Genomic DNA, 21,094 nt, shown 5'->3' with positions numbered 1-21,094 from the left:
GTGATTTATTTTCTTATTTTAAAATTTCCCCTGTAAAGAAAAAAGTAGAATAAGTGACCATTCTGGCTATAAAAGAAAATGCACCTACACCTACACCTACACCTACACCTACACCGGGGATCAGCATTAATTAACTGAGACATGGGCCGTAGTTTATTAATTCGTGCAACCGCACCGGATGATTACGCTGAATGTTTATACGTAAAAAGGCTTTCATGCACCTATCCTTTTCTTTTAAACAAAAAAGCTTAGCATTATTGTTATTAGTGCTTGGCATCAATTGCCCCGTCGTTTTTGCCAATAGATTAAGCTTCAGTGCGGCAACTGACTTTACCACAGGTAAATACGGAGGGAGTACTACAACTGATATCTGGTATGTTCCTTTCACGGCCCGCTACGACAAGGATCGAGCATCTTTCAGAGTGATTGTTCCTTATCTTAATATCACCGGTCCGGGTAATGTGCTTGGTCCGGGGATCGGTGGTGTTGTGGATGGTGGGGGCCCTATTATAGGGGGAATTTCTGGTGGTAGCAGCTCAGGTAGTGGTGGTGTCATTGTTGTTTGTGATGAGAACACACAGAATTGCTCAGGTGAGAATCCAGGTCGCGAGGAAAGCAATTCAGGTTCTGGTGGGGGTGGGGGCAACGGCAACGGTGGAAGTGATGATGGCGGCAATAGTGGAAGCGGCGGCGGAGATGGAGGTGACGACAATAGCGGAAGTGGTGGCGGTGGTAGTGGGGGTGATGACAATAGCGGAAGTGGCGGCGGTGGTGGTGGGGGTGACGACAATAGCGGAAGTGGTGGCGGTGGTAGTGGAGGCGACGACAACAGTGGTAGCGGTGGTGGTGGGGATGACGACAATAGCGGAAGTGGTGGCGGTGGTAGTGGGGGCGACGACAATAGTGGAAGCGGAGGTGGTGGCGATGAAGATGACGATTCAGATGATGCGATAAATAGTGTCAGGTTAAGCAAAACTATCGCTTCCGGACTGATTGGAGGTATTCCGCTGGGTGGATCATCGTTTAACAGAACAACGCAATCGGGATTGGGCGATATCGTTGCCGCATTCAGTTACAATTTGATTGATCATGCACCGACTGGTATTGTTTTTGATATTACCACTCGGATAAAAATACCGACTGCCAGTGCCAAGCAGAATATGGGAAGTGGTCAAGTCGATTATGCTATTCAAGGCGATTTGTTTAAAACAATTTCCAAGTTCACATTGAGCGCAGCGTTTGGTTACAGAATATTGGGTAACCCATCCGGGATTACTTTTCATAACGTGCTCTATGGTGCAACCGGTGCTGGGTATCAATTATCTCCCAGTGTCACCCTAGGGGCAAATTACACCATGGGCCAATCTCCTGTGCGCTTGGAAGACAGCAGGGATCTGACGCTATATCTTTCGCAAAGAGTTTCCAATAACTTCAGACTGAATGCATACGGGATAAGAGGGTTTTCCGATCGCAGCCCTGATTGGGGAGGTGGCATCAATTTGCGCTATATTTTTTAGAAAAAACTTAAAATTCTGCTCGAGTTAAATTCAATGTAGATGACCCTTAATTAGGAATTTTCTCCTGAAGCGCCTTCATTTCTCCGTTTTGCGTTTTGCCAGCAAGCAAATAAGGTCGCTTGCAATATGAGCAGCAGCAAGCGCCGTGATCTGACTATGGTCGTATGCGGGTGCTACTTCAACAATATCCATGCCGATCAAATTAAGTTCGCTAAAACCACGAATGATGCTCAATGCCTGGGCAGTGGATAGACCGCCGCAAACCGGTGTGCCGGTTCCGGGAGCAAAAGCAGGATCGAGACAATCGATATCAAAGGTGAAATAGGCTGGGCGGTCGCCGACAATGCGTTCAACTTCCGTAACTACAGCATCAGTGCCATGGCGATGTACCCAAGTAGCATCGAGAATGTGTATGCCCATAAAATCATCGTTCCAGGTACGAATGCCAATTTGCACGGAATGTCTGGGATCAATCAACCCATCATTCATTGCCTTATAGAACATTGAGCCGTGATTCAGAGAATCGGGTGAATCGTCTGGCCAAGTATCGCTATGCGCATCAAAATGGATTAGTGCAAGTGGTTTGCCAAACTTTTCCGCATGCGCTTTCAACAACGGGTAAGTAATATAGTGATCGCCGCCAAAAGTTAGCATGCGCGCACCTGATTCCAGAATATGGCGAGCATGCTCGATAATTGTTTGATGGATCGATAATGGATTGTGTACATCGAGAAAGCAATCGCCAAAATCAATGACTACCAGATTCTCAAATGGATCAAAGCCCCATGGATAGGGTTTCGTCGAAGCAACTTCCGCCGATGCAAGGCGAATTGCCTGCGGCCCGAAACGGGCGCCAGAACGATAGGTTACGGCCAAATCGAATGGAATTCCGCTGACGACCAGATCAGCGCCGCCAATATCTTTGCTATATTTGCGCCGCATAAAAGATGAGATACCGGAAAAAGTGGGTTCGCGTTGCATTCCATAAGGATTTTCGCGTACTTGGGCGTCATTGATCTTGATGTGGCTGTTGTTCGTCATAATTTATAAATCCTTTTTGTCGAATGTCGTCATATCGCTTTTAGTGATCATCTAGTGCTGCAAACACAAGCAATAATATGTTGCTGATTACTGCGGATTCAAGTGCTGTCGGTTAATTAACACAGATAAACAGACAGCAATACAACAGATCTTGATAGATTGATATAGTTATAATCTGTACCTATTTAAAATTAAATCTGGTTTAAAGTACTATGCAGCATTCAGTGAATTACAGGCAAGTGAGTGTGATGGTATTGATCGCTGGCCTGATCAGCGGTTGTGCTTCGATGTTTTCTGGCGATCTGCCGCGCTCTTCAGATATTTCTAGCCAACGTGCACCCAATCTTGCCGCACCATATAACAAACCTTATAAGGTACGTGGCGTTACTTATTATCCAATGCGGTCATCGGTTGGATACCGGGAAGTTGGTCACGCATCCTGGTATGGCTCAGAATCCGGCAACCGTACGGCGATGGGGGTACGCTTCGTTCCGCACGGCCTTACCGCTGCTCATAAAACACTTCCCTTGCCATCCAGAGTCAGAGTTACTAATCTAAAAAACGGCCGTCATGTTGATGTGCTGGTTAATGATCGGGGACCTTTTAAGCAAGGTAGGATCATTGATTTGTCGCAAGGTGCCGCTAAGAAGATTGGCCTGCATGGTGTCGATAGAGTGAAAGTGGAGCATCTCAGCGATAGAATCAGCCGGAAGTAAGCATTAGTGCAAAATCGCTATAATGCGGCATCCTATTTCCTTGCAAAACGGTGTATCGATCTATAATTGATATATCATTACTCATTTCAAGGGCAAGTTAAGCCATAGAGAATGATCGAGTCCGGTGAAATAAAACTATTTGCAAGACGATAAGGATGACTACACGAAACATTCCAGCTGACCGTACAACCGCCATGCTGTCTGTGATCAAGGAGTTTCAATGTCTTTCGCCGCAAGATATCGGAATGGTTGCTGCCGCTTGTCAGTGGCATCGATATGAAGCGGGAAATGAGATTGTGCGCTATCACGATCATACTAACAGTGCTTTTTTTATTATACAGGGTGAAATCCGTGTCATGTATCACAGCTTATCGGGGCAGGAAGTTATCTTGTGCGATTTGCCAACGGGTGAAATGTTTGGTGAATTGACAGCGATTGATGGTCATCCCCGTTCGGCTACCGCAATTGCGAGGGGCAGTGTATTGTTAGCATCAATGCCTGCATCGGATTTTCAGAATCTGGTTTATGGCAATCGCCAGATCGCAGAGATCATTCTAAAGCGCCTAACGGGGCAAGTGCGCCGCCTGACCGAGCGCGTCTATGATTATAGTACTCTGGCGGTGAGTAACCGTATACAAGTAGAGTTGTTGCGCTTGGCAAGGAATTACATGGTCTCCGCAAATGTTGCAGTTATTTCTCCGGCACCGACCCAAACCGAAATCGCTAATCTGGTTAGTACGCACCGGGAAGCAGTATCACGCGAACTGAACATGTTGAGCAGAAGTAAACTGATACTACGTCAAGGCCATGATTTGCATATACTGGATATTGCAAAGCTCACTGAGATGGTCAACGAAGCTCGTGGCAGCTTTTAACGAATTCTTGTAGTATAAATCCTAATCACAATCCTTGATTATTTTGTTAAGCTGCGTGTAAATATGGCAAACTTCGTGGTCAAACTTATAACGGGTACTATCATTCGTGTCTCCCTATGAACTTTTCATTGGTTTGCGCTATACGCGCGCCAAAAAACGCAATCATTTCATTTCATTTATTTCTTTAATTTCTCTGATGGGTATCACGCTGGGGATGACGGCGCTGATTACCGTAATGTCGGTAATGAACGGTTTTCAGAAAGAAGTGCGTTCACGAATTTTGGGTGTTGCTTCGCATGTCCAGATTGGTAGTTTTCACGGTAACTTGAGTCATTGGCAGCAAACGGCAGAAGAAGCAGCCAAGCATCCAGCAGTGGAAGCCGCTGCACCCTATGTCAGTGCGCAAGGCATGCTGTCACATAATCAAGTAGTGCAGGGTGTTCTAGTGCGCGGCATATTACCAGCAATGGAGGATCATGTGGCTGATTTCTCCAAAACAATGGTAAGTGGTGATTTGAGTCATTTGGTACCGGGGGAATTCGGCATCGTGATCGGCATGGAATTAGCGCGTACTATGGGCACCTTTATCGGCGATAAAATTGTGCTGATCTCACCGCAAGGGCAAGTTACGCCAGCGGGTATTCTGCCGCGCTTGAAACAATTTACTGTGGTTGGAATCTTTGAGGTAGGGCATTTTGAATATGATTCCGGATTAGTCTTGATTCACATGTTCGATGCACAAAAACTATATCGCATGGAGAACGACGATGTATCCGGCGTGCGTTTGAAACTAAAGGATTTGTTTCAAGCTCCTCAAGTGGTCCAAGAGTTACCTGCGATGTTGACGATTGACAGCTATATCAGCGATTGGACCAGGCAGCATGCCAATTATTTCCGCGCGATCCAAATTGAAAAGCGCATGTTGTCGTTAATTCTGGCATTAATCATTGCGGTCGCAGCGTTCAATATTGTTTCAACATTAGTGATGGCGGTGACTGATAAAGAATCTGATATCGCGATTTTACGCACACTCGGCGCAAGCCCACGCAGCATTATGAAAATATTTATCGTCCAAGGAACATTTATTGGGGTCTTTGGTACTATCCTAGGCGTGGCCGGGGGTATGCTGTTAGCTTATAATGTGGGCGAAGTGGTCGCATTTATTGAAGGTTTGTTTAATGTCCAATTCCTGTCGCGGGAAATTTATTACATCAGTACGATTCCAACTGATCCGCAGATGACGGATATCACAACCGTCGCCGTAACTTCATTTGTTCTCAGTTTGCTGGCAACAATTTATCCCAGCTATCGTGCATCCAAGGTGAACCCGGCGGAGGCATTGCGCTATGAATGATGTGGTTCTTTCTTGCCGCAATCTGGTCAAGCAGTTTTCGCAAGGAGAATTAGCCGTTCCGGTATTAAAGGGGGTTAATCTGGATCTGGTCAAAGGAGAAATGCTGGCGATTGTCGGTGCGTCAGGTTCCGGTAAAAGCACTTTGTTGCATGTGCTTGGCGGGTTGGATGCGCCGACCAGCGGGAGCATTCGGATTCTTGGGCAAGATATCGCTCGGATCAACGAAGAGGAACGCTGCCGGTTACGTAACGGCTCGCTTGGTTTTATCTATCAATTTCATCATTTGCTGATGGAGTTCAGTGCCTTGGAGAATGTAGCCATGCCGCTGCTGATTCGTCGCTTGCCGAGTCAGGAAGCCTATGACCGCGCAGCTGAAATGTTACAACTGGTCGGATTGAGTCATCGCTTGACACATACGCCTGGTGAATTATCCGGCGGTGAGCGCCAACGTGCCGCTGTTGCGCGTGCCTTGGTTACGCAGCCAGCCTGTATTCTGGCTGATGAACCTACAGGAAATCTTGATCGGAAAACAGCTGAGCATGTATTTGAGTTGATGTTGGAGTTGAATCGTAAAATCAACGCCAGCCTGATCATCGTCACCCATGATACAAGTTTGGCCAATCGCGCGCAGCGCATCCAGCAACTGATTGATGGAGTTTTATGCGATGTACCGAATGTCTGATATCTATGTAAACGAATCATTATTTTCTGATCCTTTTTCATAACCGGCTTATGCGTACTTTATTCACGTATATTATGGTTTTTCCCCGGCGCAGTGCATTTGTTCTGTTCGCACTATTGATTGCGGGTATCGCTGAAGGATTGAGTCTAACCGCATTGCTGCCCTTGTTATCAATAGCTGTTGGCGATTCGGGCGATTCGGGCGATTCCGGTGTCGGTAGATTCATGGAAACAGCATTGCAAGATATCGGTATTGATCCTACGTTGGATACAATTTTGATCATTATCGTCGGCGGTATGTTTTTCAAGGGATTGGTGTTGTTGCTGGCGAATCGCCAAGTGGGCTACACTGTTGCGCATGTCGCGACAGCGTTACGGCTGGATTTGATTGAGGCTTTGCTAGCCAGTCGATGGTCCTATTATTTACGGCAGCCTGTCGGATCTCTAGCAAATTCGATTGCAACCGAAGCCTACCGTGCCGCCAATGGCTTTGAGCACAGTGTGAACGTGTTGGCACTGGCCATTCAAGTGATGGTATATGCAATTGTAGCGTTATTCATCTCATGGGAAGCAACGCTGGCTTCATTAGTCATCGGTTTGTTTTTATTGATTGCATTGAATCGCTTAGTCAGTGCAACCCGTCGTGCGGGCACGAAACAAACCCATTTGTTACGCAACCTGCTTACTTATTTGTCCGATGTGCTCAGCTCGGTGAAATCGCTGAAAGCCATGGCGCGCGATAATGTGGCCGACGCCATTTTACATGAGCAGACGCAACATCTGGAAAAAGCGACGCGCAAGGAAGTCATGAACCGAGCAGCTCTGACCGCATTGCAGGAACCTATTCTTGCCGCACTGACTGCTAGCGGTTTGTACATTGCGCTGGTGATGTGGGAATTATCGCTACCGGAAGTGATGTTGATGGTATTTTTGCTGACCCGTATTTTGGGATTATTGAATAAGACACAACGCAGACATCAGCAGCTTGCTGCGCAAGAAAGCGCTTACTGGGCATTACGCAAAGCAGCCGAAACTGCACGTGCAGAGGCAGAAAGATCGACCGGGACAATACAACCTACATTGCAAAAAGGCATTGCCTTGCAGCATGTGAAATTTCATTATGGACAGAAAGCCATCTTCGAAGATTTGAATATTGAAATACCAGTCAACTCATTTACGGCGGTTATGGGACCATCCGGTGCCGGTAAAAGCACTTTGCTGGATTTGTTATGTGGATTGACCGAACCACAATCCGGTGAAGTTCTAATTGACAATACGTCTTTGCATGATATTAATCTGCGCCAATGGCGTCACATGATTGGCTATGTCTCGCAAGATACGATCTTATTGCACGATACTGTCATGAATAATATTCTGGTTGGAGAACCCACATTGACAGTTGGTGACGCAGAGCAGGCGCTCCGTCAGGCTGGCGCTTGGGATTTTGTTAACGCATTGCCGGAAGGGTTGCAAACGGTTGTCGGTGAACGTGGCGGTCTACTTTCCGGAGGGCAGCGGCAACGTGTCGCGATTGCTCGAGCGTTGGCGCATAGCCCGTCTTTCCTGATTCTCGATGAACCTACCAGTGCATTAGACCCGGAAAGCGAGCGTACTATCTGCGAGACGTTACAGAAATTGGCTAAGAGCTTGACCATTATTGCTGTTTCGCATCAGCCAGCGGTTATTAACGCAGCGGATCGAGTTTTTATACTTTCGAATGGAGTGGCAGAGCCGTTATCGCATGGGCCGCAAGGTTATTAGGATGCCGCATAAGGCGCGCAGAAATGAAATCTATACGATCAAAACCTGACTCAGGCATTGATTATTTTTGTCTCCATTGCCCGCTAATTTGAATCCAGGTCCCAGACGGAACCTTCTGGATAATTTCCTCAGCATAAACTTTTCCTACCTGATTAGCGTCAATGCCTTGTGCAGCAGCTTTTTCTTGGTAAATTGCTTTGCGCTTGGCATTGATTGCATCGGCCTCTGCCTGGGCACTAGGCTCTCTGGCGATGACATAGCCAGTACTGCTTTCACCAACTGCACCTAACGCGCGCAGATTTTCCAGATTGTCGGCCCATGCCGGAATTGCATACAGTGCTGACACCAGAAAGATGATTCCAGAAATTTTTGACGAAGGTTTTTTAAAGATTCTATTTGAAATACGCAGCATGATATTCTCCTTTCTCGTTTGCTGTTAGAAGATGTCAGGATTGGCGGCTATGTCTTTTTTGGCTTCTTCTTCAAGCTTTACCCGGATATCAGCATCCAGCTTGATATTAAGGTTTATCGTGATCGGTTCCTTGGGGGATTCCACCTTAACCGTCGGGGCACAAGATGCGATTATCAAACAGTAAGAAATCAAGATTACTGGGATAATTATAGCGTTTGTCATTCGTTCAATTTTACACATGATTGCACTCCTCCTCTCCAATAATGAGCATTATAGCGCTCTGTGTCTGCAATTTAGCGCAACCTAACTTAATGCAATCTGAACGAGCCGCGCAGAATTTCATGGGATAAACTATAGCCATAATTAATCTTTTCCAGGATTTTGTCTATATCCGTTTCAAGCCCAATGTTCAAACGAAAATCCTGTCCTTCCATAACCTTAGGATTGCTCCCCAATAAAGAAAGTTTGGCTACCAAATTATCTGCAGCCGATTTGTCGAGATTCAGTGATAGCTCAGTGTAATGGAAATCCTGCATCGCTTGCAGCAATAAATTCATTTCTTCTCCGGCAGAAGCAAGCAATTGTGAAGCTTTTTGGGATTGAAAATGTAGAATTCCTGGTGCCTTGGCAGCAAGATAGCCGTTTTTTATTGTTAATTGATCATTTTCTATTGTCAGTGGGATCTGACCATCAAGATGTCCGCTTCCCGCAAGTCCATCGACTTTGATCAGGTTGAAGAATGATTCCAGATTGATATTACTGATTCGTATCAGCATGTCGGAGTGTTTGGCCGTGGGATCAATGATGATGGGCGCCACCGATACTATGCCATCCATCATGGAGAATTGTGCTTTCTCAAGCGCAACTTGGGGGGGAATTGTATCCAGAATATGATAGGAAAACAGTAAATTTTCTAATGGAATTCCGAAGTCAATCTGTCCTACCGTGATTTTTTGCCCTGGCAAACTGCTTAAGGTTAGCAAATTATCCAAATTCAGCGTGATATTCAGATCCTTTATTTTTGTAGTTTCACGCGTAAACGAAACATTGCGCATCTCAAATGTACCGCGACTGCTGTGCATACCTGCTGTGGACCATTTCAATTGAGCGATTGCACTGACTTGTCCGCTGACGTTATTCAATTGTACTAGCAGGGGGGAGAGTGCGCTCGGTTGTAAACCACCAGGTGAAAATTTTAATGAAATAATCTCCGCCTTAAGTAATCCGTTACCGCTATCCAGCGCATGCGTGCCTTTGACTTTTAGAAATTGCGAACCTGAAATGCCGCCAGTAATCTGCAGTGCATACTCTGCGGATTCTCCCTGCTTAGCTTTATTTTTGATGTCACCGGTGATGGATAAGGCTGCAAACAGAGACTCGGGCGCCAAATGCTGTAGTTGGCCGATGTCAAAATCAGCGGCACTAACAATTTCGCTATCATTCAAATATAAAGTGGCTGAGATATCTTTAAACTGTATCTGAGATTGTGGCAGATTAAAGGAGGCTTTACCAATAGCCAACTGTCCTTGATAGGTTCCGTTGACATCCATTTTTCCCGTTGCAGTTATTTTTCCCGGACGAATGTTTGCCTCAATTTCAGGTGATGCATCGCGTTTAACCAGCAGGGTCAAGTTAGCAGGCATTACAGTAATATCGTGTTTAAGTATCCAGCCCTGTGGGCTTTTTGTTAGTTCCAGATCGGCCAAAGGAATTGAGAAACCGGGAGGACCTCGAAAACGTAGGAGATATCCGGTATTTATCTTTCCCAATGAGACCTGCCCAGGATTACGCAGTCCAATGTGCCAGTTGTCCGGACTGAACTGAACTTGCATCGGTAAAGTGACCGATAACTGCTGAATTTCTGCAGGCCCAATCATCAGTTTTCCTCCATTAATACCTAGATCAAGTTCTCCATTCCAGGAATCCGTTAGTCCGCGAATGCTTCCTTTTACGGTAACGTGATCAATGGCTGCATTGCGCAATGCCAATTCAGCTGGACTCTCACCCGTCTGCTCCGGTACAGTTTTTTCTAACTTCCTTTCCGGCAGTTGAATACCCGATAATGCAAACTCAGTCTGCACATGCTGCAAATGCAATGCTGCAAATGCAAAAGCGGTTTCGCCTGAGAAGCTTGATATTTTAGCTTCTGGGATGCTCAGCATACCATCCGAAATAGCGAGCTTGCCTTGTATATTTCCCTGCGCATCCAGGGCTGCAGTCAGTTCACCCTTGGCTTGAGCAAGTGGACCGGAGATTATGGTGTTGAACTGTATCAAATGAATACCTGCGTGGTCTTGCGCGATGCTGCCTGACAAAGCAATCGTCACAGCGCCCGCAGCAGAATGCAGGCGAACAACTGAATCTTTCAGTGAGAGTGCGGGTAGCCACGGTATGGTGATATCTTTATCGGGTATCGCGGTTATGGATTCCAAAGAAGAACGTTCTCCATCCAGGTCCAGTGTCATTTGCAGACCGTTAATTTCAAAAGATACCGGCTTTCCGGAGAGCAGATCACTGAATTGCCAGGTCACTAGAATTTTATCTACATGCAATTCGTTTTTGTTACCTGCTGTCAGGTCATGCAAGCGGAAGGCATTGAGAGAAATATCGAGCAGTGCAACAGATTGCAACGGAAAACCTTGTTTGCGTAACTGATCGCTGATGAGCATTTCCAAAAGAGGATTACGCAATGCATAAAGTCCCACTCCAGAAAAAATGATGAGACTGAATAGAATCAGTAATCCAGTTTTTAATGGTTTTGCCATTGGGTTTATTGAAGCTGTTTGTAATGGTTCATTGTATTTCTAGATAGGCTTATGAATTTACAGCAGATCTAAATTTGATAATTCAAATCTTACAAAGTAGAGATTATCATGCCGGCATTTAAAACAAAATTCGATTTCTTCAATCGAAAATAAATGGCACGATTAAACTCAAGTACCACACTTGGTGGCTTTTTTATAATTCAGCACTGCTGGGCAATAAAGTAGTTAAGATTTGATCATGCGATATTTATAGGACTATTAGGTGAATAATGTCTTTAGCTACCAAGAAAAAATCTTACCCGTCTCTAATTATCGTGATCTTTGGACCTTCAGAGGCGGGAAAATCGACTCTTATGGAGCTGCTGATGCAAATTAGGTGACCAGTGCTCGTTGCATTTCAAGGGAGCCGATCGCCCACCTCGTCAGTTCGACGGCATCAAAATCCGTTGCGTCGATCGTGTTGAATCATCAAAGTATTTTTATATCTATCAATCATATAGCTTTCATTATGGAATTCAGAAATCGCAGATTGATGCAGCCATCGCAGAAAATCGCCATCATTTCATAATCTGCAACAACCTTGAAGTAATTCGAGCGCTCAAACACGACTATCCGGATCGTGTGCGCGTGGTCTTTCTTGACTTTAATGTTCCCAGCGAAGCGCTGCACGCAATTCAGGAAGCTCGAAAATACATTACAACGAAATTAAGCTGAGATTGGTAAAAACAGAAGCCCTCTACAAGATTTTTTTGCAGGAAAGAGAGATTTTAGACGATGTGTTTTATCATTGTTATGGTGACAAACCCGAGACGTTGCGTTACAAGATCGAACAAATTCTTGAACATCTTGATGTGCCAACTACGGCACGTTCACCCATTGCTGTTAAGCGGTTCGACCAGTTCACCAGGGAAATTGACACTCGGTTATTGACTTATCTAAATGCTCATCCTGAAGAATCACTAAACAATGATGCATAATTCTAATTTATGGCCAGTTCCAACTCTCTTGAGTAGCCATAAATACTAATTTTGGTGGCTCTCCAGGGGTGATGGCACATACAAAACTTTCATAAAGTAAGGTAGCGCCATCACTCTATGCTGGAGAATGGCTATATAAGGTAGTGTCAATAATTCTGTGTCTGAGGAAGGCCAAATAGGATCTTCACTGGAGTGTGACAAAAATCACAGTCATAGTTTAGATATAAGGGTAAATTCCCTCTCTGTTTTCATCTTCAAGAATACTCAGCTGGTATTAAACTTAAAATCAGTTATCGCAATATCGAAACCGGAATGTAAAAATGTATCGATACCTGCACTGAGGAAGATGTTTTACATTTTACCGTTGATTGCGATGCATGATTTTATGACGAGGCCCTTTAATCCCTATTGCTTGCAATAGGGATTTTTTTTACCCAATTCAATCATTCACTAGAACAGGTGTTATCGCGAGTTGTTGACTAAGCGTATTGGCTGCCAATCTGGCAACGGTTGAATCTGGATAAGGGCCGACGTGTATTTTGTACAACCCCTTGTTCTTGGTAATACTAGCGGTTTCTTTAAGTGATGGGAGTCTCTGATGTATCTGAGAAAGAAAATTCCTTGCATTATCTGATGAACCAAATGCAGCTAGTTGCAAATAAACCATGTTCATTTCTGCGTGACTATCGGCAACAGGCAACGAGGGAGATGGTTTGGAAACCGCCAGCATAACTTGCCCATTATTCGGTATGATGCTCTCAACTTCAACCTGACCGCTACCACCAGCTAGTATTCCCAATTTATATGCGGCAGTATAAGAAAGATCGATGATACGATCAGAAAGAAATGGGCCTCGATCATTCAAACGCACAATCACCGAATTGCCATTTTCCAGATTGGTGACCCGGGCATAGCTAGGTAACGGTAATGTGGGGTGAGCCGCTGTCATTGCATACATATCATAAACCTCTCCCGAGGCTGTATTGTTTCCATGATAACGACGCCCATACCATGAAGCAATTCCACGTTTCCTATAAGGTTCCAAACCAGTCATGGGTCTAAAATGTTTTCCTAGTGCGACATAGGGTTGCATATTGGCTGCACGCAATGGCTCAGCTTTAGGCACGGCATCTGGAACAAGATGTAAGTTTGGTGGCGGATTATCTTCTGGGCCATCGTCCAGATAGTATCCGCCTCCTCGTCTGTTCATTTCACTTGGGCTGATGCCTGATAGCTTGGTCGCTGTTGCTCTCTGTTGTCCTTGCACACTGCTGCTATATTGCGGTGTACTGCTACACGCAGCCAATAGTGCAAAAATTAATAGCAATGCCAATCCAGTAATTGATCTGCAGAGTACAGATAAATATTTATACACTTTAAAGAATGAAGAATTAGAGTTTGTCATGTTTTTATCAGCTTAGGATGTGTCTGAACACTCATCAAAATACCAAAACCAAGCAGCATCGTAACCATAGATGTACCGCCATAACTGATTAGCGGAAGAGGTACGCCTACAATTGGGAGAATGCCGCTCACCATGCCTATATTAACAAATATATAAGTGCAAAAGGTCAATGTAATCGATCCTGAGATCAAGCGTGTGAACTGTGTTGAAGCATTTGCTGTAATTGCTATACAACGCCCGATTACTAGCAGATATAGTAATAATAATACAGTATTCCCAATTAACCCAAATTCTTCTGAAAAAACAGCAAAGATAAAATCGGTGCTTTGTTCTGGCAAAAAATCTAATTGCGTTTGCGTGCCATTTTGCCATCCTTTTCCAACGACTCCACCAGAGCCGATCGCAATAGAAGATTGGATCGTATGATAACCGGCGCCCAAAGGATCTTGCGTTGGATCAAATAATGTCATGATGCGTTGTCGTTGATAATCGTGCATCACCGACCAAAGTATCGGCAAACTTGCGGCTGCAGCCGTCACTAACCCAACAATAATGCGCCAAGATAATCCAGCCAGGAACAGAACATAAAAACCGCTGGCAGCAATTAACAAGGCGGTTCCTAAATCCGGTTGCCGTAAGATCAGCAGAACAGGCAACAATAACAATATCGTTGCACCAAAATAATCTCTCAAACGTAAAGCAATTTCATACTTATCGAAATACCAAGCCATCATTAACGGTATCGCTATTTTCATCAATTCAGAGGGCTGGATTCGAGTCACCCCAATATTAAGCCAGCGTCTGGCACCGTTGTTTATTTCACCAAATAATGCAACGCTGATAAGTAAAATTAATCCTAGCATGTACATCGGGAATGCCAGGCGCAATATTTGTTGCAGTGGAATATTTGCAACCAACCACATAATTACTAACGCTACCAGTATATTAATTGCTTGATTACCGACTCTAGTTACATTTCCACCCGTGGCGCTATATAGCACAATCAGCCCTATCGACATTAATATGAGGATTCCGGCTAACAGAAAGCTATCGACATAGCGCGTAAGATAGTGCCAAATTTTTCTAACTTCAATCATGCATCATGTATGCAGGTCGATAATTAATTGAATGCTGATTTGAGTCTTTTCAGCTCAGAGATGATCATGCGCGTGATTTTTAATGGGTTCAATCAAATGAGCAAGATCTATTTCCGGCAATTTGCCTAATAAAAAATAATCAAATACTTGTCTTGCAATAGGAGCTGCTGTTGAACCGCCGGTACCAGTATTTTCGACTAAAATTGCCAAAGCAATCTTGGGATCCTCTGCTGGTGCATAGGCAATAAACATTGCATGATCACGGTGACGTTCATTGATCAATTTTTCGTTGTAACGTTCTCCCTGTTTAATAGCGATAACTTGTGATGTGCCAGTCTTACCAGCAAAAGTGTAGTCTGCATTGGCGCCCGCTTTTGCAGCTGTTCCGCCGGGACGGGTAACATCTACAAGCGCATTCTTGACAACTTCGAGATTTTTAGGCTTAAGATTTAAGCTATAAAGCAATTTGGCAGGGATATCTTGAACTTCCCCGGTTTGACTATTCTGAATTTGTTTAACTAAGTGAGGTAAATATGCTTTGCCATTGTTTGCGATGATCATCGTGGCGAAAGCGAGCTGAAGCGGCGTAGTCAAATTATACCCCTGCCCAATTGAAACTGAAATAGTATCCCCGGCATACCATTTTTGTTTATGTTGTCGCATTTTCCAAGCAGAAGAAGGCAATAGCCCCGACGCCTCTCCTCCAATATCAATGCCCGTTTTACTTCCTAACCCAAATTGACTGATAAAGTTGTGTATGTTGTCGATTCCGAGATCGTTGGCAAGACTGTAGTAATAGGTATCACAAGAAACAACGAGAGACTTGTGCAAATCGACTCTGCCATGCCCACCGGGTTTCCAGTCACGATAGCGTCGACTGACGCCGGGCAGTGAGAAATATCCGGGGTCACTCATGCTATATTCGGGCGTGCGTTTTCCCAGCTCAAGTGCGGCAAGCGCCATAAATGGCTTAAATGTTGATCCTGGAGGATAAACACCTCGTAGTGCTCGGTTATTGAGAGGGCGATCAATCGAATTGTTAAGCAAATTCCAGTTTTCCTGGTCAATACCACCGATAAAGAGATTATTGTCATAACCTGGTTTGCTAACGAAAGCAAGCACTTCTCCATTATTGGGATCCAAAGCAACCAGTGCACCCCGGCGATCACTAAATGCGATTTCTGCTACTTCTTGCAAGCCAATATCTAATGTAAGAATTAAATTATTGCCAGGCGTCGGCGGCGTCCGTGACAATACCCGAATAGAGCGGCCTGCTGCATCGGTCTCTACTTCCTCAAAGCCTGTGACACCATGTAATTGCTTTTCGTAACTCTGCTCAATACCAATTTTTCCAATGTGGTGGGAGCCGCGATAATTGTGAAGTTCGCCACTGTTTTCCAGTTGTTCGAGATCTTGATCATTGATTCGACTGATGTAGCCAATAACATGTGAAACCATCTCTTTTTCCGGGTATTGGCGGTATACTTGGGCCTTGATTTCAATGCCTGGGAAACGGTAACGGTTTGTAGCAAAGGTTGCGATCTCGACATCTGTCAAACGATTCCTGATAGGTAAGCTTTTGAATCTCTTGTTTTCTTTTAGCAATTTATTGAATCTCTGGCGATCAGCGGGCGTGATCTCAATAATTGTTGCTAGCTCGTTTAATGTTGTCTCAAGATCTTGAATTTTACTGGGTACAACCTCCAACGTGTACGCTGAATAATTTTGTGCCAATACTCTTCCATTTCGATCAGAGATCAAGCCACGGTAGGGAACTAGTGGTGCAATGGAAATACGATTTGCCTCTGCCAGTGTATGATAATGCTCCTGCTGAATAATCTGTAAGTAATAGAAGCGTACATAGAGCAGCAAGAACAGAACAAGAACAAAGCCTGCGCTAATGGCAAGACGCATACGAAATTTGTAAAGTTCTATAGGATGGTTTCTTAGTTCCACATGTTGCTTCATAATGCACTAGAGTCTGGTTTTGGTTTTAATAGCAGAGCTATTGCAAAGGAAGCCGGCGTCCAAAGTAAGGCGCCTGCAATAGTGGCGTGGAAGTATCTCCAGCCAGGTAGTGTTGATCCGCTCGATAGGGCTACTAAAGCGAAGACTATTTGCATTATGAGCAAGAAGAAGCCGATTTGCGGTGCTTGCTTTAGTAAACTGAATAGCCGCAAACGCCGACCAAAAATTTGTGTCAGATAAAAAATAACACAATAAGCTAAAGCATGTTGCCCCAGTATTCCAGCGTTGCCGACATCCACCATTAATCCCATGCCAAATGCCACACTCATTCCTAATTTGTGCGGATGATTGACATTCCAATAAGCTATTGCAAATGCTACGAAATCAGGGCGCGCAATTAAAAGATCGCCTTGCAATGGTAGAAAATTGAGGATGAGTGCGATGACCAGACTCGTGGCAATAAACAAGCTACTAGCAGGCACATACATATCCTGCCCTAAGTAGTTCTCTTTAATTGAATTGTTTTCTTTAATTCGTTCCGGATTCAATGGTTGGAGTCTCTAGAGAATTATTGGATTCTACCTGCGCCAAGGACAGAACTAAAACCTGTCGATTGCGATTTACACCAGCAATCGGTGCGCTGGTAACAAGTGCAAAATCACCTGCAGAGTCCTGCTCAATCTTGAGCACAGTTGCAACGGGAATTCCCGGCGGATACACTCCGCCAATCCCGGAAGTAACTAATAAGTCACCTTGTTGAATATCCGTATTAACCGATAAGTAACGTAATTCCAGCTCATTATTTTTACCCGTTCCAGATACGATTGATCGCAAACCATTGCGAACAACTTGAATGGGAACAGCATGATCTTTATCTGTCAAAAGCGTTACTTCAGATGACCAAGGGTATAGCTGCGTAATTTGTCCGATGATACCCTTATCATCAATTACTGCCTGGCCCAACTCAATATCATGATAACTGCCTTTATTCAAGGTTATTTTGTGATTAAACGGATCACGCGGAGTATACTGAATTTCTGCTAAAACTACTTTCGTTTTAGCAGTGGTTTCGATTTGCTGTACCGCACCTAACAATCTGCGCAAGTGCGTATTCTCGGCTTCCAGTGCCTCTAATCTCAGTAGTTGTTCACGACGGTCCAGATAAAGTTGTCGCAATTTTACATTTTCTTCGAGCAAGTTGAAGCTGGTAATCAATTTCTCAACTTGATCATATATATCTGAAGGGATATAAGCAATTTTCTGTAAAGGAAAGATGATCACACCAATTGTTTGCCGCAACTGAGGAAAATATTTGAAACGCGTATCTTCCGCAATCAACAAGCAGGATAGGATTGCAAATATAAACAGTCGTGCAAACGGACCCGGACCATTTCTGAAAAACTGTGGGGCTGTTTCCATTACGTTCCGTCTTTAAGAGAAAGACTTAATTTTGTACTAGAAAAGAGAAAAGTAATCAGTAAGTAAGCAATAATTAGTCACGAGCAAAAATGCCAATGGATCGATCCATATTTTCCAGCGCGATCCCAGCTCCCCGTACGACACAGGTCAGCGGATCATCGGCAATAATGACCGATAAGCCGGTTTCTTCCATTAATAATCGATCAACATCGCGCAACAAAGCCCCGCCTCCTGTCATAACCATACCTTTGTCAGCAATATCCGCACCCAATTCAGGCGGAGTATGTTCTAAGGCCGATTTAACTGCACTGACAATACTGTTGATTGGTTCGGTCAATGCTTCCAGAATTTCATTGCTGGAAATCGTGAAGCTGCGCGGTATGCCTTCCGCAAGATTGCGACCTTTCACTTCAATTTCTCGTACTTCTGAGCCAGGAAAGGCGGATCCGATTTCCTTCTTAATAATCTCTGCTGTTACTTCGCCGATCAACATGCCATAATTGCGACGAATATAGTTGATAATCGCTTCATCAAATTTGTCCCCTCCAACGCGTACAGAATTGGAATACACGATACCACCTAGCGAAATAACGCCAACCTCTGTCGTGCCTCCACCAATGTCAACCACCATTGAGCCAGTCGGGGATTCCACTGGAAGATCTGCCCCTAATGCAGCTGCCATCGGCTCCTCGATCAACTCAACCTTGCGTGCGCCAGCGCCATAAGCTGCTTCACGAATAGCACGGCGTTCCACCTGCGTGGAGCCATAGGGTACACAAATTACAATACGCGGATTGGCGGAAAATAGGCGTGGCGGATTCACTTTGCGGATAAACATTTTGAGCATCTGTTCGGTCACGGTAAAATCGGCAATCACGCCATCTTTCATAGGGCGGATTGCGGTAATGTTGCCTGGGGTGCGACCTAACATTTGTTTGGCCGCAAGACCCACCTGTTGGATCATTTTCTTGCCGTTGGCTCCGCTTTCTTCGCGAATAGCCACTACTGAGGGTTCATCCAGCACAATACCTTGGCCGTGAACATATATCAGCGTATTGGCTGTGCCCAAATCAATCGCCATGTCTGTTGAGAAGTAGCTTCCAAGAATACTGTTGTTCAAGAAATTAAACATAGTGGCAATATCCGATATTAGTAATTATGATGAGAGCGAATGCGAATGGAATAACAAATAAAACCATCAAAAAATAATACGCGAGTAAACTGCGGCATGATACCCTAATACTTCTTTGAATATAAGGCCAACCATTTCAAATGACTTTATCTGTTAGTGATGTAAAACGAATTGCTGATCTTGCCTATATTGAGATTAACGATAACGAGGTAAAAGAGACTTTGAATCAATTATCCGGTATTTTTGATCTGATAGAAACCATGCAAGCTGTCGATACTTCAACTGTGGAGCCCATGTCTCATGCGCAAAGTGTGGTGCAACGCCTACGCGAAGATGAAGTCACTGAAGCAGACCAACACGGATTATATCAATCGATCGCACCACAAGTCGAAGCCGATCTCTATTTGGTTCCACAAGTCATTGAATAGATAAGTGACGAAATGTGCCCAAGGAATTTCTAAGGCTATAAGAATAGCCATAATACGTAATATTTTATTTTTCTCTAATCAGTAAATCCATGTTTAATGCCAGTCTTAAACAGCTCTCGATTCAGCTTGCCGAAAAAAAAATTTCCAGCACGGAACTTACCACCGAATTTTTGCAGCGCATCAAACAATTCAATCCTGAATACAATGCGTTTATTACGGTCAACGAAGAAATAAGTTTGGCGCAAGCAAAGGTAGCCGACAAAATGCTTGCCACAGGACAGGCCGGGCCATTAACCGGAATTCCGATTGCACAGAAAGATATTTTTTGCGCTAGAGGTTGGTTGACCACGTGCGGCTCAAAAATGCTGTCGAATTTTGTTTCACCGTATGATGCCGGTGTTATTGAACGATTCAATCAGGCGGGTGCGATTAACATTGGCAAAACCAACATGGATGAATTTGCCATGGGGTCAAGCAATGAAACATCCTATTTCGGCATGGTTAAAAACCCCTGGGATATTGCGGCAGTTCCTGGTGGCAGTTCAGGCGGCGCGGCGTGCGCAGTGGCAGCCAGACTAGCTCCTGCAGCAACCGGCACAGATACCGGCGGTTCCATCCGCCAACCCGCAGCATTATGCGGCATCTCCGGAATTAAACCGACCTATGGATTGGTGTCGCGCTACGGCATGATCGCTTTTGCCTCCAGCTTGGATCAGGGCGGGCCAATGGCTAAATCGGCCGAAGATTTAGCGCTACTGCTGAATGTCATGATTGGGTTTGATCCGCGTGATTCCACCAGTCTGCAGCACGATGCTGAGGATTGCGCGCAGGATTTGCAGAAACCTTTAGCGGGTCTGCGCATTGGTTTGCCGAAGGAATATTTTGCCGAGGGCATGAGCCAGGATGTCGCAAGCGCGATCGAGAAAGCATTGGTTGAGTATCGCAAATTAGGTGCACAAACGATCGAGGTTTCATTACCCAATGCGCCACTGTCGATTCCAGTTTATTATGTTTTGGCGCCTGCCGAGGCGTCGAGCAATTTATCCCGTTTTGATGGGGTACGTTACGGTTATCGTGCTCCAGCATACAGCGACCTAGCTGACATGTATCGCAAAACACGCACGCAGGGCTTTGGCGCAGAAGTGAAACGGCGAATTCTGATCGGAACCTATGTGTTGTCGCATGGTTATTACGACGCCTACTACATCAAAGCGCAGAAACTGCGCCGCCTGATCGCGCAGGATTTTACTGAAGCCTATAAACGGTGCGACATTATCATGGGGCCTACCACTCCCACGGTCGCATTTAATCTGGGAGAAAAAAGCGGCGACCCGATCCAAATGTATTTATCGGATATCTATACCAGCGCGGCAAACCTGACCGGAATGCCGGCAATGTCGATCCCGATTGGTTTTGGTGACAAAAACCGGCCAATCGGCTTACACATTATGGGTAATTATTTTAAGGAAGCGCAAATGCTGAATATTGCACATCAATATCAATTGGTGACAGACTGGCATTTGAAGTCTCCTGTTTAGAGCTATTG

At 44.8% G+C, this 21,094-nt stretch carries 20 protein-coding genes; 10 read left to right on the top strand and 10 right to left on the bottom strand.

What is annotated here, in order from left to right:
* Positions 1–191 precede the first annotated feature (191 nt).
* Positions 192–1,517, top strand: coding sequence for a hypothetical protein (locus QZV86_RS04395; protein WP_295624427.1), 1,326 nt, complete (start codon positions 192–194; stop codon positions 1,515–1,517).
* 75 nt (positions 1,518–1,592) lie between these two features.
* On the opposite strand, the gene speB is transcribed toward QZV86_RS04395, so the two are convergent.
* Positions 1,593–2,558 (bottom strand): agmatinase, encoded by a 966-nt coding sequence (speB, locus tag QZV86_RS04390; protein ID WP_295624425.1) that lies wholly within the window; start codon positions 2,556–2,558, stop codon positions 1,593–1,595.
* Positions 2,559–2,782: 224 nt separating this feature from the next.
* On the opposite strand from speB, the gene QZV86_RS04385 reads away from it, so the two are divergent.
* The 5 genes from QZV86_RS04385 to QZV86_RS04365 all read left to right on the top strand — a co-directional run bounded on the left by QZV86_RS04385 (position 2,783) and on the right by QZV86_RS04365 (position 7,945).
* The gene (locus QZV86_RS04385; protein WP_295624423.1) at positions 2,783–3,274 is read left to right on the top strand and encodes a septal ring lytic transglycosylase RlpA family protein; all 492 of its coding nucleotides are present in this window, start codon (positions 2,783–2,785) and stop codon (positions 3,272–3,274) included.
* A 155-nt stretch (positions 3,275–3,429) separates the two neighbouring features.
* Positions 3,430–4,149 (top strand): Crp/Fnr family transcriptional regulator, encoded by a 720-nt coding sequence (locus QZV86_RS04380; protein ID WP_295624422.1) that lies wholly within the window; start codon positions 3,430–3,432, stop codon positions 4,147–4,149.
* 106 nt (positions 4,150–4,255) lie between these two features.
* The gene (locus QZV86_RS04375) at positions 4,256–5,503 is read left to right on the top strand and encodes a lipoprotein-releasing ABC transporter permease subunit (RefSeq protein ID WP_292918606.1); all 1,248 of its coding nucleotides are present in this window, start codon (positions 4,256–4,258) and stop codon (positions 5,501–5,503) included.
* On the top strand, positions 5,496–6,185 hold the full coding sequence (gene lolD, locus QZV86_RS04370) for a lipoprotein-releasing ABC transporter ATP-binding protein LolD (protein ID WP_295624419.1): 690 nt from the start codon (positions 5,496–5,498) through the stop codon (positions 6,183–6,185). The genes QZV86_RS04375 and lolD overlap by 8 nt, the downstream gene beginning before the upstream one ends.
* A gap of 50 nt (positions 6,186–6,235) precedes the next feature.
* Positions 6,236–7,945 (top strand): ABC transporter ATP-binding protein, encoded by a 1,710-nt coding sequence (locus QZV86_RS04365; protein WP_295624417.1) that lies wholly within the window; start codon positions 6,236–6,238, stop codon positions 7,943–7,945.
* A 61-nt stretch (positions 7,946–8,006) separates the two neighbouring features.
* On the opposite strand, the gene QZV86_RS04360 is transcribed toward QZV86_RS04365, so the two are convergent.
* From QZV86_RS04360 to QZV86_RS04350, 3 genes are all read right to left on the bottom strand, one after another.
* Positions 8,007–8,357 carry a YdbL family protein gene (locus QZV86_RS04360; RefSeq protein WP_295624415.1) on the bottom strand — a complete coding sequence of 117 codons (351 nt, stop codon included), beginning with the start codon at positions 8,355–8,357 and terminating at the stop codon, positions 8,007–8,009.
* A 24-nt stretch (positions 8,358–8,381) separates the two neighbouring features.
* Positions 8,382–8,597, bottom strand: a complete 216-nt coding sequence (locus QZV86_RS04355; protein ID WP_295624413.1) for a YnbE family lipoprotein — start codon at positions 8,595–8,597, stop codon at positions 8,382–8,384.
* Between the two features lie 68 nt (positions 8,598–8,665).
* Positions 8,666–11,122, bottom strand: a complete 2,457-nt coding sequence (locus QZV86_RS04350) for a YdbH domain-containing protein (RefSeq protein ID WP_295624411.1) — start codon at positions 11,120–11,122, stop codon at positions 8,666–8,668.
* Positions 11,123–11,512: 390 nt separating this feature from the next.
* On the opposite strand from QZV86_RS04350, the gene QZV86_RS04345 reads away from it, so the two are divergent.
* Both QZV86_RS04345 and QZV86_RS04340 read left to right on the top strand, forming a co-directional pair.
* Entirely contained in the window at positions 11,513–11,836 is a 324-nt protein-coding gene (locus tag QZV86_RS04345; protein WP_295624409.1) for a hypothetical protein, read from the top strand.
* A gap of 2 nt (positions 11,837–11,838) precedes the next feature.
* Positions 11,839–12,099 carry a hypothetical protein gene (locus QZV86_RS04340; RefSeq protein ID WP_295624407.1) on the top strand — a complete coding sequence of 87 codons (261 nt, stop codon included), beginning with the start codon at positions 11,839–11,841 and terminating at the stop codon, positions 12,097–12,099.
* 439 nt (positions 12,100–12,538) lie between these two features.
* Here the strand turns inward: QZV86_RS04340 and QZV86_RS04335 are convergent, their stop codons facing one another.
* The 6 genes from QZV86_RS04335 to QZV86_RS04310 all read right to left on the bottom strand — a co-directional run bounded on the left by QZV86_RS04335 (position 12,539) and on the right by QZV86_RS04310 (position 19,120).
* The gene (locus QZV86_RS04335; RefSeq protein ID WP_295624405.1) at positions 12,539–13,504 is read right to left on the bottom strand and encodes a septal ring lytic transglycosylase RlpA family protein; all 966 of its coding nucleotides are present in this window, start codon (positions 13,502–13,504) and stop codon (positions 12,539–12,541) included.
* On the bottom strand, positions 13,501–14,601 hold the full coding sequence (rodA, locus tag QZV86_RS04330; protein ID WP_295624403.1) for a rod shape-determining protein RodA: 1,101 nt from the start codon (positions 14,599–14,601) through the stop codon (positions 13,501–13,503). The genes QZV86_RS04335 and rodA overlap by 4 nt, the downstream gene beginning before the upstream one ends.
* A 54-nt stretch (positions 14,602–14,655) precedes the next feature.
* The gene (mrdA, locus tag QZV86_RS04325; RefSeq protein WP_295624401.1) at positions 14,656–16,569 is read right to left on the bottom strand and encodes a penicillin-binding protein 2; all 1,914 of its coding nucleotides are present in this window, start codon (positions 16,567–16,569) and stop codon (positions 14,656–14,658) included.
* Complete coding sequence (mreD, locus tag QZV86_RS04320; RefSeq protein ID WP_295624399.1) at positions 16,566–17,057, bottom strand: rod shape-determining protein MreD; 492 nt, start codon at positions 17,055–17,057, stop codon at positions 16,566–16,568. The genes mrdA and mreD overlap by 4 nt, the downstream gene beginning before the upstream one ends.
* A gap of 40 nt (positions 17,058–17,097) precedes the next feature.
* Positions 17,098–17,988 (bottom strand): rod shape-determining protein MreC, encoded by an 891-nt coding sequence (gene mreC, locus QZV86_RS04315; protein ID WP_295624397.1) that lies wholly within the window; start codon positions 17,986–17,988, stop codon positions 17,098–17,100.
* A 73-nt stretch (positions 17,989–18,061) separates the two neighbouring features.
* Positions 18,062–19,120, bottom strand: a complete 1,059-nt coding sequence (locus QZV86_RS04310; RefSeq protein ID WP_295624395.1) for a rod shape-determining protein — start codon at positions 19,118–19,120, stop codon at positions 18,062–18,064.
* A 140-nt stretch (positions 19,121–19,260) separates the two neighbouring features.
* On the opposite strand from QZV86_RS04310, the gene gatC reads away from it, so the two are divergent.
* Positions 19,261–19,548: an Asp-tRNA(Asn)/Glu-tRNA(Gln) amidotransferase subunit GatC gene (gene gatC, locus QZV86_RS04305; protein WP_295624393.1), complete on the top strand. Its 288-nt coding sequence runs from the start codon at positions 19,261–19,263 to the stop codon at positions 19,546–19,548.
* Positions 19,549–19,637: 89 nt separating this feature from the next.
* On the top strand, positions 19,638–21,086 hold the full coding sequence (gatA, locus tag QZV86_RS04300) for an Asp-tRNA(Asn)/Glu-tRNA(Gln) amidotransferase subunit GatA (RefSeq protein WP_295624391.1): 1,449 nt from the start codon (positions 19,638–19,640) through the stop codon (positions 21,084–21,086).
* The last annotated feature ends 8 nt before the right edge of the window (positions 21,087–21,094 follow it).

This window comes from uncultured Nitrosomonas sp., assembly GCF_902826915.1.
Lineage (GTDB): Bacteria > Pseudomonadota > Gammaproteobacteria > Burkholderiales > Nitrosomonadaceae > Nitrosomonas.
The sequence above is the reverse complement of the archived record's forward strand: the minus strand, read 5'-3'. Positions and strand labels throughout refer to the sequence as shown.

Bases quoted from the DNA above. Each gene is read 5' to 3' on its own strand.
- mrdA (WP_295624401.1), bottom strand. From the start codon at position 16,569: ATGAAGCAACATGTGGAACTAAGAAACCATCCTATAGAACTTTACAAA.
- mreD (WP_295624399.1), bottom strand. From the start codon at position 17,057: ATGTATGTGCCTGCTAGTAGCTTGTTTATTGCCACGAGTCTGGTCATC.
- QZV86_RS04395 (WP_295624427.1), top strand. From the start codon at position 192: ATGTTTATACGTAAAAAGGCTTTCATGCACCTATCCTTTTCTTTTAAA.
- mreC (WP_295624397.1), bottom strand. From the start codon at position 17,988: ATGGAAACAGCCCCACAGTTTTTCAGAAATGGTCCGGGTCCGTTTGCA.
- gatA (WP_295624391.1), top strand. From the start codon at position 19,638: ATGTTTAATGCCAGTCTTAAACAGCTCTCGATTCAGCTTGCCGAAAAA.
- QZV86_RS04335 (WP_295624405.1), bottom strand. From the start codon at position 13,504: ATGACAAACTCTAATTCTTCATTCTTTAAAGTGTATAAATATTTATCT.
- QZV86_RS04355 (WP_295624413.1), bottom strand. From the start codon at position 8,597: ATGTGTAAAATTGAACGAATGACAAACGCTATAATTATCCCAGTAATC.
- QZV86_RS04310 (WP_295624395.1), bottom strand. From the start codon at position 19,120: ATGTTTAATTTCTTGAACAACAGTATTCTTGGAAGCTACTTCTCAACA.
- gatC (WP_295624393.1), top strand. From the start codon at position 19,261: ATGACTTTATCTGTTAGTGATGTAAAACGAATTGCTGATCTTGCCTAT.
- rodA (WP_295624403.1), bottom strand. From the start codon at position 14,601: ATGATTGAAGTTAGAAAAATTTGGCACTATCTTACGCGCTATGTCGAT.
- QZV86_RS04365 (WP_295624417.1), top strand. From the start codon at position 6,236: ATGCGTACTTTATTCACGTATATTATGGTTTTTCCCCGGCGCAGTGCA.
- lolD (WP_295624419.1), top strand. From the start codon at position 5,496: ATGAATGATGTGGTTCTTTCTTGCCGCAATCTGGTCAAGCAGTTTTCG.
- speB (WP_295624425.1), bottom strand. From the start codon at position 2,558: ATGACGAACAACAGCCACATCAAGATCAATGACGCCCAAGTACGCGAA.
- QZV86_RS04380 (WP_295624422.1), top strand. From the start codon at position 3,430: ATGACTACACGAAACATTCCAGCTGACCGTACAACCGCCATGCTGTCT.
- QZV86_RS04350 (WP_295624411.1), bottom strand. From the start codon at position 11,122: ATGGCAAAACCATTAAAAACTGGATTACTGATTCTATTCAGTCTCATC.
- QZV86_RS04360 (WP_295624415.1), bottom strand. From the start codon at position 8,357: ATGCTGCGTATTTCAAATAGAATCTTTAAAAAACCTTCGTCAAAAATT.